Consider the following 14,681-nt stretch of genomic DNA (forward strand, 5'->3'; position numbering starts at 1 on the left):
TAAACAACCCCGTTTCGTACTGTATATCTTGCAGCCAGCGGGTATACTGGTCCCTTCCATTTAAAACCACACGTATCCAGCACGAAATACTATGCAAAAGTTTGATACCAAGACCTTCCAGGGCCTGATCCTGACCTTACAGGATTACTGGGCTCGTCAGGGCTGTACCATTGTTCAACCTTTGGACATGGAAGTCGGCGCCGGCACTTCACACCCGATGACCAGCCTGCGCGCGTTGGGGCCTGAGCCAATGGCGACCGCGTATGTGCAGCCTTCCCGTCGTCCGACCGATGGTCGTTACGGTGAGAACCCGAACCGTCTGCAGCATTACTATCAGTTCCAGGTGGTGATTAAGCCATCACCCGACAACATTCAGGAACTGTACCTCGGGTCGCTGAAAGAGCTGGGTATGGATCCAACCATCCACGACATTCGCTTCGTGGAAGATAACTGGGAAAACCCAACGCTGGGTGCCTGGGGTCTGGGTTGGGAAGTGTGGCTGAACGGCATGGAAGTGACCCAGTTCACTTACTTCCAGCAGGTTGGCGGTCTGGAATGTAAGCCAATCACCGGTGAAATCACCTACGGTCTGGAACGTCTGGCGATGTACATTCAGGGCGTAGACAGCGTTTACGACCTGGTCTGGAGCGACGGCCCGCTGGGTAAAACCACCTACGGCGACGTGTTCCATCAGAACGAAGTGGAGCAATCCACCTATAACTTCGAATACGCGGACGTGGACTTCCTGTTCACCTGCTTCGAGCAGTATGAGAAAGAAGCGCAGCAGCTGCTGGCGCTGGAGACTCCGCTGCCGCTGCCTGCCTACGAGCGTATTCTGAAGGCCGCCCACAGCTTCAACCTGCTGGACGCCCGCAAAGCCATCTCCGTGACTGAACGTCAGCGCTACATTCTGCGTATTCGTACCCTGACCAAAGCCGTTGCAGAAGCTTACTATGCGTCCCGTGAAGCCCTTGGCTTCCCGATGTGCAACAAGTTGAAGTCAGAAGACATCAAAGAAAACGAATAAGAGGCGGCCATGTCTGAGAAAACTTTCCTGGTGGAAATCGGCACCGAAGAGCTGCCACCAAAAGCCCTGCGCAGCCTGGCTGAATCTTTCGCTGCGAACGTGACCGCCGAGTTGGATAACGCTGGCCTGGCACACGGTAAAATTGAGTGGTTTGCTGCACCGCGCCGTCTGGCGCTGAAAGTGGCTAACCTGGCGGCGTCTCAGCCGGATCGCGAAGTCGAAAAACGTGGCCCGGCGATTGCCCAGGCGTTTGACGCGGAAGGCAAGCCGAGCAAAGCGGCTGAAGGCTGGGCGCGCGGTTGCGGCATCACCGTCGATCAGGCCGAGCGTCTGACCACGGATAAAGGCGAATGGCTGCTGTATCGTGCGCACGTGAAAGGCGAAAGCGCGGAAGCGCTGCTGCCGGACATGATTGCCACGTCTCTGGCGAAGCTGCCGATTCCGAAGCTGATGCGCTGGGGCGCGTCCGACGTGCACTTCGTGCGTCCGGTTCACACCGTGACCCTGCTGCTGGGCGATACCGTTATCCCGGCGACCATTCTGGGCGTGGCGTCCGATCGCGTGATCCGCGGCCACCGCTTCATGGGTGAGCCTGAGTTCACCATCGACAATGCTGACCAGTACCCGCAGATCCTGCTGGAGCGCGGTAAGGTTATTGCCGACTATGAGCAGCGTAAAGCCAAAATCAAAGCGGACGCCGAAGAAGCGGCACGCCAGATTGGCGGTAACGCCGACCTGAGCGACAGCCTGCTGGAAGAAGTGACCTCTCTGGTGGAATGGCCGGTTGTGCTGACGGCAAAGTTCGAAGAGAAATTCCTCGCCGTTCCGGCTGAAGCGCTGGTGTACACCATGAAAGGTGACCAGAAGTACTTCCCGGTTTACGCCAACGACGGCAAGCTGCTGCCAAACTTCATCTTCGTGGCAAACATCGAATCGAAAGATCCGATCCAGATTATCTCCGGTAACGAGAAAGTCGTTCGTCCGCGTCTGGCGGATGCAGAGTTCTTCTTCAACACCGACCGTAAAAAGCGTCTGGAAGATAACCTGCCGCGCCTGCAGACCGTGCTGTTCCAGCAGCAGTTGGGGACGCTGCGCGACAAGACCGACCGCATTGCGGAGCTGTCCGGCTGGATTGCCCGTGAAATCGGTGCGGACGTCAACCACGCGACTCGCGCGGGCCTGCTGTCTAAATGCGACCTGATGACCAACATGGTGTTCGAATTTACCGACACCCAGGGCGTAATGGGCATGCACTACGCGCGTCACGATGGCGAAGCGGAAGATGTAGCCGTCGCCCTGAACGAGCAGTATCAGCCGCGCTTTGCGGGTGACGAACTGCCGTCTAACCCGGTTGCCTGCGCCGTGGCGATCGCCGATAAGATGGACACCCTGGCGGGTATCTTTGGTATCGGCCAGCATCCGAAAGGCGACAAAGACCCGTTTGCGCTGCGTCGTGCTGCGCTCGGCGTGTTGCGTATCATCGTTGAGAAGAACCTGAACCTCGATCTGCAGACCCTGACCGAAGAAGCGGTGCGTCTGTACGGCGACAAACTGACTAACGCGAAGGTTGTGGATGATGTGATCGACTTTATGCTCGGTCGTTTCCGCGCGTGGTATCAGGACGAAGGCTACACCGTTGACACCATTCAGGCGGTGCTGGCGCGTCGTCCGACCCGTCCGGCTGATTTCGATGCGCGTATGAAGGCGGTTTCCCACTTCCGTACGCTGGAAGCGGCATCTGCCCTGGCCGCGGCCAACAAGCGTGTATCCAACATTCTGGCGAAATCCGACGAGACGCTGAACGAGCGTGTGAACGCCGCGACCCTGAAAGAGCCGGAAGAGATCGCTCTGGCGATGCAGGTTGTGGTGCTGCGCGACAAGCTCGAGCCTTACTTCGCGGAAGGTCGCTACCAGGAAGCGCTGGTGGAGCTGGCCGAGCTGCGTGACGTGATCGACGCCTTCTTCGAGAAAGTGATGGTGAACGTAGAAGATAAAGAGCTGCGTATTAACCGTCTCTCTATGCTCGATAAACTGCGCGAGCTGTTCCTGCGCGTGGCGGATATTTCGCTGCTGCAGTAAGGTGCCCGTTGCCCGGCGGCGCTTCGCTTGCCCGGGCCTACAGGTGAGAAAAACCCGCTTCGGCGGGTTTTTTTATCGACTAAATTTTCCTTTATCCCACCCTTCTCCCCGCGCCGTGAGATCGATCGAAGGGGCAACCGCTATCCCGTCGGTATCATAGAAAAAAGCGGTGGTCGAAAAGTCGTATACCGTTCCATAAACCGTGAATGAGACATTATTGCCTATGCCATCGACTTTTGCGCTGGGGGTATTGGCTGTCAGCGTAGGGGCTATGCCTTGTTTTTCCAGCATGAATAGGGGATTGCCGTTTAATTTACCCGCTAAGAAATAGCGGTATACGTTTCCTGTGGTCATATTGGCTCCCGCGTATTCAGTGATATATAACCATGTACGCGGTGTGAGTTGACGAGCATTGTAGAGCTTATCTCGTACCGTTATGCGTTGCTCGTATTCAAAATAAAAATGACAGCCAATCATAACACCCATAATGATAGTGACGATCCAGTGTAGCGCCTTAAAGGTGATGCTGTTTAACATAGTCTATGCCTTGCTGTATCCAGAATTGATCTATCGGGTCATCGCCATAAGGGAGATGATTAGAATAAAAATGTCCCCAGCGCTTGGTATCGGATGTACCGGCTATTTCTTGAGCTACACCGCCTGCAATATGTAATATTTTTTCAGGTATGCAAGCGGCATAACCAACTGCACCATAGTGAAAATTACCAAAGTCAGCCCACAGCCTACTTTTTTGTTTGTAATCCCACGGACCTCTGTTTCGTACGCGTTGATAAAACCATAAATAGGTTAAGGGGGTTGCCATTCCCTGAACTTCTCCGCGTGCCCGAGCTAACCTGATATGTTCTTTCAATGCATTTAATCCCTGTGGAGGGTAAAGAGGAATACAAGCCATTGTAATAGCCCTTGCTTTTAATAGAGATTAAAAAATAGGGCTGTAATTTTTTACATGTAATGTTTAAGATCAAATTTCATTACGTTATATGCAATTTTTTTAACGAATGAATTAGGCTGTTTCATCATCTTTATTAATGACACAAAATGTATTAAATGAGTTTTGTTTTTTATATGTACTGTACTCTCACATCTCAGGGAGGAATGAAAATGGCAATACCAGCTTATCTTTGGCTTAAGGATGATGGCGGCAATGATATAAAAGGATCCGTTGATGTTCAAGATCGTGAGGGCAGTATAGAGATTTTATCATTTGGTCATGGTTTACTTGTTCCTACAGATAACAATACTGGGAAGATCACTGGGACTCGTTTACATTCACCTCTCACATTTGAAAAAGAGTTTGATTCATCCAGCCCATATTTTTATAAAGCTGTTGCAACTGGTCAGACGCTTAAGAGCGCTGAGTTCAAATGGTACAAAATAAACGATGCAGGCCAGGAGGTTGAATATTTCAATATATTTCTTGAAAATGTACGAGTTGTGAGTGTCAATCCCGTGATGCATAACTGCAAAGAACCTTCAATGAAAATTCATAATCATAATGAAGGCATACAATTACGTTATGAGAAAATCACATGGAAATATTGTGATGGGAATGTTCAGTTTGCGGATGCATGGAATGAACGTCAAACAGGTTAAATGAGTGTTTATTTCTTTTACTCGTAATCGGTATACAATCCTGGTCGATGCTTAACCCACATGTTTTGCATCGACCAAAATTTAACCTTGAAACCTTCAACACATTACCGCTATCCTTAACGCGTTAACTTTCTCGCGCTGGAGTGCCCCCCAAAAATGAACAAACACGACTGATGAATTTCGACCCTTGCTAAACGCCACCGCGTCTGCAGGGGATGTTTTGATTTCATTCAGGAGTGCTTATGGCTCATTTTGCGCAGTCCCCTTCTTTTATTTTGCATCAGGTCACCTGTCAGTTTCCGACGGGCGATACACTTTTTGGTCCGCTGAATCTCACGCTGGAACCCACCCTGTGCGCGCTGGTTGGCCGCAACGGCAGCGGGAAAACGCGTCTGCTGCGTCTGCTGGCGGGGCTGGACGAACCGGCTTCCGGTCATATTGAACGCTTTGGCTCGCATGCCTGGGTGGCGCAGCAGCACGTCATTTCGCCGCAGACGACGCTTGCTGAACTGCTCGGGTATGACGCTATTTTTGCGGCGCGTAAGCGCATCGACAGCGGCGATTACCAGCCTGACGATCTGGACACGCTCGACGGCCGCTGGGATGTGGCCGAGCGCCTGAGCGAGGCGTTTATCAATGCGAATCTCCCGCCGTTTGACCCGGAGAAACCTGCCGCTGAACTCAGCGGCGGCGAGCGCGTTCGCGCCCTGCTGTGCGGGGCGTTTACGGCTGAGGCGGATTTCATGCTGCTGGACGAACCCACTAACCATCTGGACCGACAGGGCCGGGCGTGGTTCTACGACCAGCTCAGTCGTTTTCAGGGCGGCGTGCTGGTGGCTTCCCATGACCGCGAGCTGCTGGAGCTGGTGCCGCGTATCCTTGAGCTGAGCGCCTCGGGTCTGCGCAGCTACGGCGGGAATTATGCGGATTATCAAACCCAGCGCGATGCCGAACAGCAGGCGGCCCGCGCGGCGCTGGAACATGCTGCAACCGAGCGCAAACGCACTCGGGCACGCATGCAAAAAGAGCATGATGACAGCCAGCGGCGTTCGGCAAAGACATTGCGGACCGTCGATACCCTGAATATCGCGTCGTTCGAGCGGGTCAAATATAAAGGCGCGGCAAAGGAGCGGATTGGCTCCTGGAAAAAACAGCACAGCGAGCAAAATGAAGCCCTGAACGCCGCGGTAAGCAAGGCGCGTGAACGCGTTGAAGAAGATAACCCGGTAATGTTCACCCTGCCGGGGAGTCAGATCCCGGACGGGAAGCAGGTACTGGTGCTGGAGGATCTGGTGCTGCCGCATGTGCCAGTTCCTCCACTCAACTGGCGGATGGACGGACCGATGCGCGTGGCGTTAAAGGGACCGAACGGCTGCGGAAAATCGACGCTGTTAAAAACCATCCTCGGCGAGATTGCTCCCCGTTCGGGTACCTGTAGGGTTTCAGTCAGCTGCGCTTATCTTGACCAACATCTTTCCCGGCTCGATCTTTCGCAGTCGGTCATGACGCATCTCAACCTGAGTCATACGCCTCTGGAAGAAGGGGTATTGCGAACCCGTCTGGCGCAGCTTCAACTAGGCGCCGACAAAGTTACGCTCCCGCTGGCGGAGCTCAGCGGCGGCGAGCGTCTTAAGGCCGCGCTGGCCTGCGTGCTGTGGCGCGCGGAGGCTACGCAGCTTTTGCTGCTGGATGAACCTACCAACCATCTGGATTTGGCCTCAGTCCAGGCCATTGAAGCGGCACTGGCCGGTTTCCCCGGCGCGCTGCTGGTGGTATCACACGACGAGGCTTTTTTAAGAGGTTTAACGTTAACGCATGAGTGGGTATGGGAAGAGGCGGGCTGGCGTTGCGAGAGCCTTTAAAACACAAGCCCCCGCAGAGGCGGGGGCATTCAATCTTCACTACGCTATCTGTTTGCTGAGTGCAGGGTTGGCCTGAATCAGGCGCATCAGCCTTAACTCGGTTGGGGTGGGTTTCTCACGTTTTGACTCCCACTCCTGCACCATAGCCACGCTGACACCCATCGCTCTGGCGAATTCTTCTGTTTTCAGTCCTGTCCCTTTGCGCAATTGCTCGTATTCTGTAAAGGGATTGGATTTTTGTTGCAGGGTAATCGCCTGCGGTACGTCTTTAAAAATGATCTGTTCCAGGCTGCTCAGCAGCTCAAACTCAGGATCTTTATATTCCATTGAGGACTCCTCTTAAATCTCACATCGTGATCAAGAACATCAGAGAGCCAGTTAAGAATAGTCCCTAATACGAACCCAGGATCGTCACGGGTGTGATTAATTGTGCGATAACGATCGCTTTACGCGATTCAGCGATATGGATAGTTATGCTAATTACCTGATTAGTCATATGTCGGCTTCGGCAGGTATTTTTTTGTAAATGGTAAGAAATAAATCGGCAATAGCCGTTTTGCATGAAAAGAGTATCTTGCAAGGCTGACCTGGACTATCCTTGTCAGCGTCGGGCACGCGTGTGCCGGTGTGCGCTTTTTTGGGTGAAAGGAGTAATAAAATGGCGACAGGAAAGTCCTGCTCTCGCTGGTTTGCGCCTATTGCGGCGTTGTTGATGGTTGTTAGCCTGAGTGGGTGTTTTGATAAAGAAGGCGATCAGCGCAAAGCGTTTATCGATTTTCTGCAGAATACAGTGATGCGCAGCGGCGAGCGGTTGCCGACGCTGACTGCGGATCAGAAAAAACAGTTTGGCCCCTTCGTGTCCGATTACGCCATTCTTTATGGTTATTCACAGCAGGTGAGCCAGGCGATGGATTCCGGTATCCGTCCGGTAGTGGATAGCGTGAACGCCATTCGCGTTCCGCAGGATTATATGACGCAGCGCGAACCGCTTCGCCAGTCCAACGGTGCGCTTGGCGTACTGAGCCAGCAGTTACAGAATGCGAAAATGCAGGCTGACGCATCACGTTCTGCGCTGAAGCAGGGCGACGATCTCAAACCTGTCTTCGACAAAGTGTATGAGAAAGTGGTGACGAAACCGTCTGAAGCGCTGCAACCGCTGATTCCGGCCGCGCAAATCTTCACGCAGCAGCTGGTTCAGGTGGGTGACTTTATCGCCCAGCAGGATACCCAGGTGAGCTTTGTTGCCAACGGCATTCAGTTCCCGACCTCGCAGCAGGCAAGCCAGTACAATACGCTGATTGGGCCGCTAGCCTCCCAGCATCAGGCCTTTAGCCAGGCCTGGAGTGCCGCAGTCACGGCCACAGAATAAACCGAAAAAACCCCGCTTCTGGCGGGGTTTTTTTATGCATATCGAAAATAACGCTTGTCATTCATCTACCACATCGGTATAACTATCCCCGTCGGTTTGTTACACAGACCTAAAGCAGTTTAGTAAAGCAGTCCAGATTGTTATCCATAGATACCCTTCGTAGTGACCCTTCCTTCATCGCTTAAAAATCTGTAACGCAATCCATCAAGCCGGAAGGCACAATATATTTGTTAATAAGGTAATTTCTATGTCTGCTAAAATGACTGGTCTGGTAAAATGGTTCAACGCTGATAAAGGTTTCGGCTTCATCACTCCTGACGATGGCTCTAAAGACGTGTTCGTACACTTCTCTGCTATCCAGAACGATGGCTACAAATCTCTGGACGAAGGTCAGAAAGTTTCCTTCACCATCGAAAGCGGCGCTAAAGGCCCAGCAGCTGGTAACGTTGTAAGCCTGTAAGCTTCCAACCCAGTAGCACAAAATTCAAAAACCCGCCTTCTGGCGGGTTTTTTCGTTTCTATCGTTGTACCTGCGGGTTCACGCAGTTTATCTCCACCTTTCCGCTTAGGGCGGCGATAAGGTTATCGACCGCAGTGGCCGCCATGTTGTAGCGCGTCTCATGGGTGGCTGAGCCGATGTGCGGCAGCGCAACCACGTTAGGCAGCGAAAGCAGCGGCGAATCCACCGGCAGCGGCTCCTGCTCAAACACGTCCAGACCTGCTGCATGGATCTCACCGTTTTGCAGGGCCTCAATCAGCGCCTTCTCATCCACCACCGGGCCGCGACCCGCGTTGATGAAAATGGCGGATTTCTTCATTTTTTCAAATGCGGATTTGCCAATCAGATGACGCGTTTCGTCCGTCAGCGGCAGAACCAGACAAACAAAATCGGCTTCCTGCAGCAGGGTATCCAGCTCGCAGTAACGGGCGTTGAAGCGTTCTTCGGCTTCACTGTGATGGCGACGCGCGTTATACAGAATCGGCATGTTAAAACCAAAATGCGCGCGCTGCGCCAGCGCCAGCCCGATACGACCCATACCGACAATGCCCAGCGTCTTGCCGTGAACGTCCACACCGAACCAGTCCGGACCAATGCTTTTTGTCCATTCGCCCGCTTTGACGCGCTCAGCCACTTCCACCACGCGACGGGCCGTGGTGAGCATCAGCGCCATCAGCGTATCGGCCACGGTTTCCGTCAGGGCATGTGGCGTATGCATCAGCAGGATCTTGCGGGCGTTCAGGGCATCCACATCGAAATTGTCGTAACCCACGGAAACGGTAGAGGTAGCACGAAGCTTCGGCATTTTCTCCAGCAGGGCGACATCCACTTTCTCGCTTGAACCCAGCAGGCCTTCAGCGCTGGCGAACGCTTCGGCGTGCTGCGCCACGGTTTCCGGGCTCAGGTTCTTCACCTGCGTGACGGTGAAGTGTTCTTCAAGACGTTTCTGCAGATCTTCCGGCAGTGCTTTGTACAAAATGACGGACGGCTTCATGCTAATCTCCGTTGATTTTTAAGGGTTCAGGCGTGGCGTGCGCCGATGGGGTGTTGTTGATTATTAGCAGGCTTAACAATCAGAGTAAGCCACACGGAGGCGAAAAGCGCCACCCCCATAAAGATGTACGATGCGGACGGACTGCCGGTGGCACCGTTCAGGTAGCCGACGAACCAGGAGCCGCAGAACGACCCCAGCGCACCCATACTGTTAATCAGGGCCATCGCGCCACCCGCAACGTTACGCGGCAGCATTTCCGGGATGATGGCAAAGAACGGACCATACGGGGCATACATGGCGGCACCGGCGACCACCAGCAGGGTATAAGAGGCCCAGAAGTGATTTGCACCCACGGCCCACGAGCCGATAAAGGCAAAAGCAGCGATCAGCAGCAGCGGCCAGACAAACAATTTTCGGTTCTGCAGCTTGTCCGATGCCCAGGAGACGACGATCATGGCGATGGTTGCCGCCAGATATGGTACGGATGACAGCCAGCCTACTTCGACCATGCCGAGGTTTTCGCCGCCGCTGCGGATAATCGACGGCAGCCACAGCACAAAGCCGTACACGCCAATGCTCCAGGTAAAGTACTGCGCGCAGAGCAGGATCACGTTGCGCGAGCGGAAGGCTTCACCGTAGTTGCGTACCGCCTTCAGACCTTGCTGTTCTTTATCCAGCTGTGCCTGCAGCGCCGCTTTTTCGTCTTCGGAAAGCCATTTCGCCTGGGCAGGTTTATCTTTCACCAGCACCCACCAGCAGAATGCCCAGATCACTGCCGGCACCCCTTCGATGATAAACATCTCGCGCCAGCCGAAGGACTGGATCAGGTAGCCAGACACCACCGACATCCACAGCACCGTGACCGGGTTACCGAGGATCAGGAAGGTATTCGCGCGCGAGCGTTCAGATTTGGTAAACCAGTTGCTGATGTAGATCAGCATCGCCGGCATGACCGCCGCCTCAACGACGCCGAGGATAAAGCGAATGGCAGCCAGGGCAGGAATATTGTTCACCACGCCGGTCAGTGACGCGCAGGCGCCCCACAGGATCAGACAGACGAAGATCAGCTTACGCACGCTGCGGCGTTCCGCATAAATCGCGCCGGGGATCTGGAAGAAGAAATAGCCAAGGAAGAAAAGGGCGCCCAGCAGAGAGGAGATACCTTTGGTGATGCCAAGGTCCTCTGTGATCCCCGCCGCGGACGCGAAGCTGAAGTTGGCACGGTCAAGGTACGCCAGGCTGTACGTGATAAACACGATTGGCATGATGTACCACCAGCGTTTTACTGCATTGGTCGAACTGTTCATAGGCTTGCCTCTGTTGTTGAGGTTGTTACCGCCGTTGTCTGTAGGGTACACGGTGGCTTAATTATTTGGTGTGGCTTGCTGCCCTCACCCTGGCCCTCTCTCACAGGGAGAGGGAAGTTAAACGCCGAGCTCTGCTCGCGTAGGTAATCCTTCGCTGTCGCCCTGCACCTGAATGGCCAGCGAGCCAATCTTGTTGCCCCGCGCCACGGCCTGCGACAGCGTTTTGCCTTCCAGCAGGGCGCTAATGACGCCCACGGCAAAACCATCGCCCGCGCCGACGGTGTCGACTACGTTCTCAACCTTGACCGCCGCGACCGCGCCCTGTTGGCCGTCGGCCGTCTTAAACCATGCACCATCGGCGCCGGTCTTCAGCACCACCGCTTTTACCCCTTTATTCAGGTAGAAATCGGCAATGCCTTCCGGCGTGCTTTCGCCGGTCAGAATCATCCCTTCTTTCAGGCCCGGCAGAACCCAGTCAGCCTGGAACGCCAGACGGTTCAGCTTCTCGACCATTTCCGCTTCGCTTTTCCACAGCACCGGGCGCAGGTTCGGATCGAAAGAGATCGTTTTTCCCTGGGCTTTCAGCGTGGCTGCCGCGTGATCCAGCAGTTCATACGAGCTGGCGGACAGCGCTGCCGCCACGCCGCTTAGGTGCAGATGGCGAGCGGAGGCGAAATAGTCGGCGTGGTAATCCGCCACTGAGAGGTGGCTTGCGGCCGATCCTTTGCGGAAATACTCCACGATGGGATCGGTTCCATTTTCGACCTTGGATTTAAGCTGAAAGCCGGTAGGGAAGCGTCCGTCGAGGGTGACGCCTGCGGAATCAATCCCCTCTTTTTTCAGCGAATCGAGAACGAAATGGCCAAAGCTGTCGTCCCCCACGCGGCTGACCCAGCCGACGTTCAGGCCAAGGCGCGCCAGGCCGGTCGCGACGTTTAGCTCTGCGCCTGCCACTCGTTTAATAAAGTGCTCTACCGCGCTCAGCTCGCCCGTTTCGGTGGCGACAAACATCGCCATGGCCTCGCCGATCGTGATGACATCCAGCGTCTTGTGCATGGTTTACTCCTCGCGCAGCAGGTTAACGTAATGGCGGGTAACGGCGGTTAAATCCGTCCCTTGCAGCGGGAACTCGATACCGCGCGGGGCATCGGCAGGCAGCTGGCCGAGCAGATCGAGCCAGCGCGCATCAGCGTGGTCCGGCGCCACGGCGCGGAAGTTATCTTTATGCGGCACGGCGGCTTTCACGTGGATATAGCTCACCGCAGGGGCAAGGTGACGGGCGGCCTCTTCGGGGGAGTCACCGACCCACAGCCAGTTGCCCATGTCGAAGGTCAGCGTGATGGGTAAAGCCATTTCCCGACAGGCGGCCTGGAAGCGCTGCATGGGCGCGAGCTGTCCGCAGTCGGTCTGATCGTTCTCCACGACCAGCGCCATGCCGCTTGCGTTCAGCAGGCTACGCAGGGTGTCGAGAGGCTGCACATCGCGGAAATGGCCCAGGGAAACCTTCAGCCACAGGGCGTTCAGGGTGCTGGCCTCCGAGAGATAGCGGGCCAGGTCCGGGTTGAGGGTGCCGTCGGGCATAAACAGGGCGGCGGGGGCGGAGTAGCACGCCAGCAGGCCCAGCAGCTCAATGGATTCGCCCAGCGCAGGCAGCGTCAGCAGCTCTTCGCTGCTGAACAGTTCCCGGCGGATCTCCACGCCGTCTGCCCCCGCGCCTGCAATAACGGGAAGCATTGCCCGCTGGCCGCCTGCCTGTCGCACCTGTTCCGCACCGTACGCGGCGGTGACCACCATAATTTTCCTGCCCATCTTCGGACTCCATCGCAACATATCAATACTATTACGCTAGATGGAACCGGTTCCAAAGAAAAGGTCAGGATGTCGAATTTATGATCGGTATCACAAGGGAAAATTAACGCGCAGTGGAGCCGCGAACGATCAGCTCTCCGGAGAAGACCTGCTCGCGAACGGCATCGCTGGTGCCTTCAATGCGACGAACCACTTGTTCAACAGCAGCATAGCCAATCTGCCAGGTGGGTTGTTTGAGTGTGGTGATGCCGACGCCAGCCAGCTCCGCCCACTCCAGTTCATCAAACCCCAGCAGACCGATATCGCTGCCCCAGTGCAGGCCAATGCGCTTGAGCGAGCGGGCGACCTGAAGCGTCAGCGCCCCGTTGGCGGAGATAACGGCTTTGCGCATACCGCGATGGCGCGTGTGGAACTGGCGCAGGGTGTTGTCGAGCTGGTCGGCTTCGTGAAGCGGCGTTTCGGCATTTTCGGCGATCACGCCGGGATATCGCTCCAGCGTGGCGCGAAATGCGCTAAGACGCTCGCGACGGGTGTTGACCATCCCTAGCGGTTCACTCAGAAACAGAATGGCCTCGAAGCCCTGTTCGATCAGATGTTCCGTGGCGGTCGTGGCGGCCTGGGTGTTATCCAGCCCGACCACATCGCAGGCAAATTCCGGGATTTTACGGTCGATGAGGACCATAGGCAGAGAGGACTGCTGCAGGCGGTTTAAACCCTCTTCCCGCATGCCCACCGCGTTCACCACGATCCCTTCGACCTGATAGCTGCGCAGCAGATCGAGGTAATGCAGCTCCTGGTCGACTTCGTTGTTGGTATTACAGACCAGGGGCGTGAAACCTTTCTCGCGACAGGCGGCTTCAATACCGCTGAGCACGTTAACGGAATAGGGGTTGGTGATATCGGCGATGATTAGCCCGATAAGGCGGGTGCGGCCACGTTTGAGCCCCCGCGCCATGAGGCTGGGACGGTAGTCGAGATCGGCAATGGCCTGTTCAATACGCGCCAGCAATGCGTCGGACAGCAGGTGTTTCTCGCCGTTAAGGTAGCGCGAAATGCTGGTTTTACCGGTTTTGGCGGCTTTCGCCACGTCGCTGATGGTGGCCCGGGCTGGTTTGCTCATCGCTGATTTCCCTGAATTTAGTGAGAATACCTTAACGGGAAAATCAGACGAATCAAGTAATTTGCCCGGTGGCGCTGCGCTTACCGGAGGGTGCGGTCTGATGCCCTCACCCCGCCCCTCTCCCACGGGAGAGGGTGCAACCACTAAAAACGGCAACGAGCGTTGCCGTTTTGCTTTTACCTACTGAATTGGGCTTAACGTAATCTCTACGCGGCGGTTCTGCGCTTTGCCTTCCGTCGTGCTGTTGCTGGCGATAGGGTTGGCAGGGCCCATGCCGCTGGTGCGGATACGGTTCGCTTCAACGCCCTGGGTAATCAGCGAGCTGGCCACGGAATCGGCGCGCTGCTGGGACAGACGCATGTTCAGATCCTGGCTGCCGGTGCTGTCGGTGTAGCCCATCACGTTCACGGCGGTCTTGTTGTACTCTTTCAGCACCATCGCCACGCCGGTAAGGGTGTTCGCACCTGCGGGTTTCAGCGTTGCGCTGCTGCTGTCGAAGGTCACGTTGTTCGGCATATTCAGGATGATGTTATCGCCGCTGCGCGTCACGCTCACGCCGGTTCCCTTCATTTTGTCGCGAAGCTTCGCTTCCTGCACGTCCATGTAATAGCCAACGCCGCCGCCCAGTGCCGCACCCGCCGCTGCGCCAATTAGCGCGCCTTTACCGCGGTCTTTCTTGGAGGAGGAGAGTGCCCCCACGCCTGCGCCGACCAGCGAGCCGATACCTGCGCCAATGCCGGATTTACCCGCTTCACGCTCACCGGTGTAAGGGTTAGTTGTGCAGCCAGAAACAGCTAGTGCACCGCTCACCAGAGCGGCAATAACGAGTACGCGTTTTTTCATCTTCTTTCCTTAATCCTTTTTATTCTTTGCCACGGCGAGCGTGGCAGTTGATTATGACGTCCAGATACGGAGAAAATTCCGGGTATAACTCTGAAATTTGTGACAAACCATAAACTGCCTCAACAAGAAGGCCGTAAACCTGCACGCAACCAGGAGCG

At 55.3% G+C, this 14,681-nt stretch carries 15 protein-coding genes; 6 read left to right on the top strand and 9 right to left on the bottom strand.

Annotated elements, in window-relative coordinates; translation table 11 throughout:
- The first annotated feature begins 91 nt into the window (after nucleotides 1-91).
- Both glyQ and glyS read left to right on the top strand, forming a co-directional pair.
- Nucleotides 92-1,027, top strand: a complete 936-nt coding sequence (glyQ, locus tag F0320_RS00750) for a glycine--tRNA ligase subunit alpha (protein WP_126330506.1) — start codon at nucleotides 92-94, stop codon at nucleotides 1,025-1,027.
- 9 nt (nucleotides 1,028-1,036) lie between these two features.
- A complete protein-coding gene (glyS, locus tag F0320_RS00755) occupies nucleotides 1,037-3,106 on the top strand; it encodes a glycine--tRNA ligase subunit beta (protein ID WP_126330509.1) in 2,070 nt (689 codons plus the stop codon).
- A 72-nt stretch (nucleotides 3,107-3,178) separates the two neighbouring features.
- On the opposite strand, the gene F0320_RS00760 is transcribed toward glyS, so the two are convergent.
- Entirely contained in the window at nucleotides 3,179-3,643 is a 465-nt protein-coding gene (locus F0320_RS00760) for a hypothetical protein (RefSeq protein WP_047651748.1), read from the bottom strand.
- On the bottom strand, nucleotides 3,621-3,929 hold the full coding sequence (locus F0320_RS00765) for a polymorphic toxin type 44 domain-containing protein (protein WP_235211332.1): 309 nt from the start codon (nucleotides 3,927-3,929) through the stop codon (nucleotides 3,621-3,623). The genes F0320_RS00760 and F0320_RS00765 overlap by 23 nt, the downstream gene beginning before the upstream one ends.
- A 299-nt stretch (nucleotides 3,930-4,228) precedes the next feature.
- Here F0320_RS00765 and F0320_RS00770 point away from each other — a divergent pair, with 299 nt between their 5' ends.
- Nucleotides 4,229-4,720, top strand: a complete 492-nt coding sequence (locus tag F0320_RS00770) for an Hcp family type VI secretion system effector (protein WP_126330511.1) — start codon at nucleotides 4,229-4,231, stop codon at nucleotides 4,718-4,720.
- A 242-nt stretch (nucleotides 4,721-4,962) separates the two neighbouring features.
- A complete protein-coding gene (locus F0320_RS00775; RefSeq protein WP_126330513.1) occupies nucleotides 4,963-6,582 on the top strand; it encodes an ABC-F family ATP-binding cassette domain-containing protein in 1,620 nt (539 codons plus the stop codon).
- Between the two features lie 39 nt (nucleotides 6,583-6,621).
- Here F0320_RS00775 and F0320_RS00780 read toward each other — a convergent pair whose 3' ends face one another.
- The gene (locus tag F0320_RS00780) at nucleotides 6,622-6,909 is read right to left on the bottom strand and encodes an HTH-type transcriptional regulator (protein ID WP_029740975.1); all 288 of its coding nucleotides are present in this window, start codon (nucleotides 6,907-6,909) and stop codon (nucleotides 6,622-6,624) included.
- 331 nt (nucleotides 6,910-7,240) lie between these two features.
- On the opposite strand from F0320_RS00780, the gene F0320_RS00785 reads away from it, so the two are divergent.
- Nucleotides 7,241-7,951 (top strand): DUF3053 domain-containing protein, encoded by a 711-nt coding sequence (locus F0320_RS00785; RefSeq protein WP_023309949.1) that lies wholly within the window; start codon nucleotides 7,241-7,243, stop codon nucleotides 7,949-7,951.
- A gap of 247 nt (nucleotides 7,952-8,198) precedes the next feature.
- A complete protein-coding gene (cspE, locus tag F0320_RS00790) occupies nucleotides 8,199-8,411 on the top strand; it encodes a transcription antiterminator/RNA stability regulator CspE (protein WP_003860775.1) in 213 nt (70 codons plus the stop codon).
- A 58-nt stretch (nucleotides 8,412-8,469) separates the two neighbouring features.
- On the opposite strand, the gene ghrB is transcribed toward cspE, so the two are convergent.
- The 6 genes from ghrB to F0320_RS00820 all read right to left on the bottom strand — a co-directional run bounded on the left by ghrB (nucleotide 8,470) and on the right by F0320_RS00820 (nucleotide 14,523).
- Complete coding sequence (ghrB, locus tag F0320_RS00795; RefSeq protein WP_126330515.1) at nucleotides 8,470-9,444, bottom strand: glyoxylate/hydroxypyruvate reductase GhrB; 975 nt, start codon at nucleotides 9,442-9,444, stop codon at nucleotides 8,470-8,472.
- 26 nt (nucleotides 9,445-9,470) lie between these two features.
- Nucleotides 9,471-10,751, bottom strand: coding sequence for an MFS transporter (locus F0320_RS00800; protein WP_126330517.1), 1,281 nt, complete (start codon nucleotides 10,749-10,751; stop codon nucleotides 9,471-9,473).
- A 117-nt stretch (nucleotides 10,752-10,868) separates the two neighbouring features.
- Entirely contained in the window at nucleotides 10,869-11,807 is a 939-nt protein-coding gene (locus F0320_RS00805) for a sugar kinase (protein WP_126330519.1), read from the bottom strand.
- Nucleotides 11,808-11,810: 3 nt separating this feature from the next.
- Entirely contained in the window at nucleotides 11,811-12,560 is a 750-nt protein-coding gene (locus tag F0320_RS00810; protein WP_126330521.1) for a sugar phosphate isomerase/epimerase family protein, read from the bottom strand.
- 103 nt (nucleotides 12,561-12,663) lie between these two features.
- Nucleotides 12,664-13,680, bottom strand: a complete 1,017-nt coding sequence (locus F0320_RS00815; protein ID WP_039261180.1) for a LacI family DNA-binding transcriptional regulator — start codon at nucleotides 13,678-13,680, stop codon at nucleotides 12,664-12,666.
- A gap of 180 nt (nucleotides 13,681-13,860) precedes the next feature.
- On the bottom strand, nucleotides 13,861-14,523 hold the full coding sequence (locus F0320_RS00820) for an OmpA family lipoprotein (protein WP_126330523.1): 663 nt from the start codon (nucleotides 14,521-14,523) through the stop codon (nucleotides 13,861-13,863).
- Nucleotides 14,524-14,681: the final 158 nt, after the last annotated feature.

Origin of the sequence: Enterobacter dykesii, from assembly GCF_008364625.2 — a bacterium.
Lineage (GTDB): Bacteria > Pseudomonadota > Gammaproteobacteria > Enterobacterales > Enterobacteriaceae > Enterobacter > Enterobacter dykesii.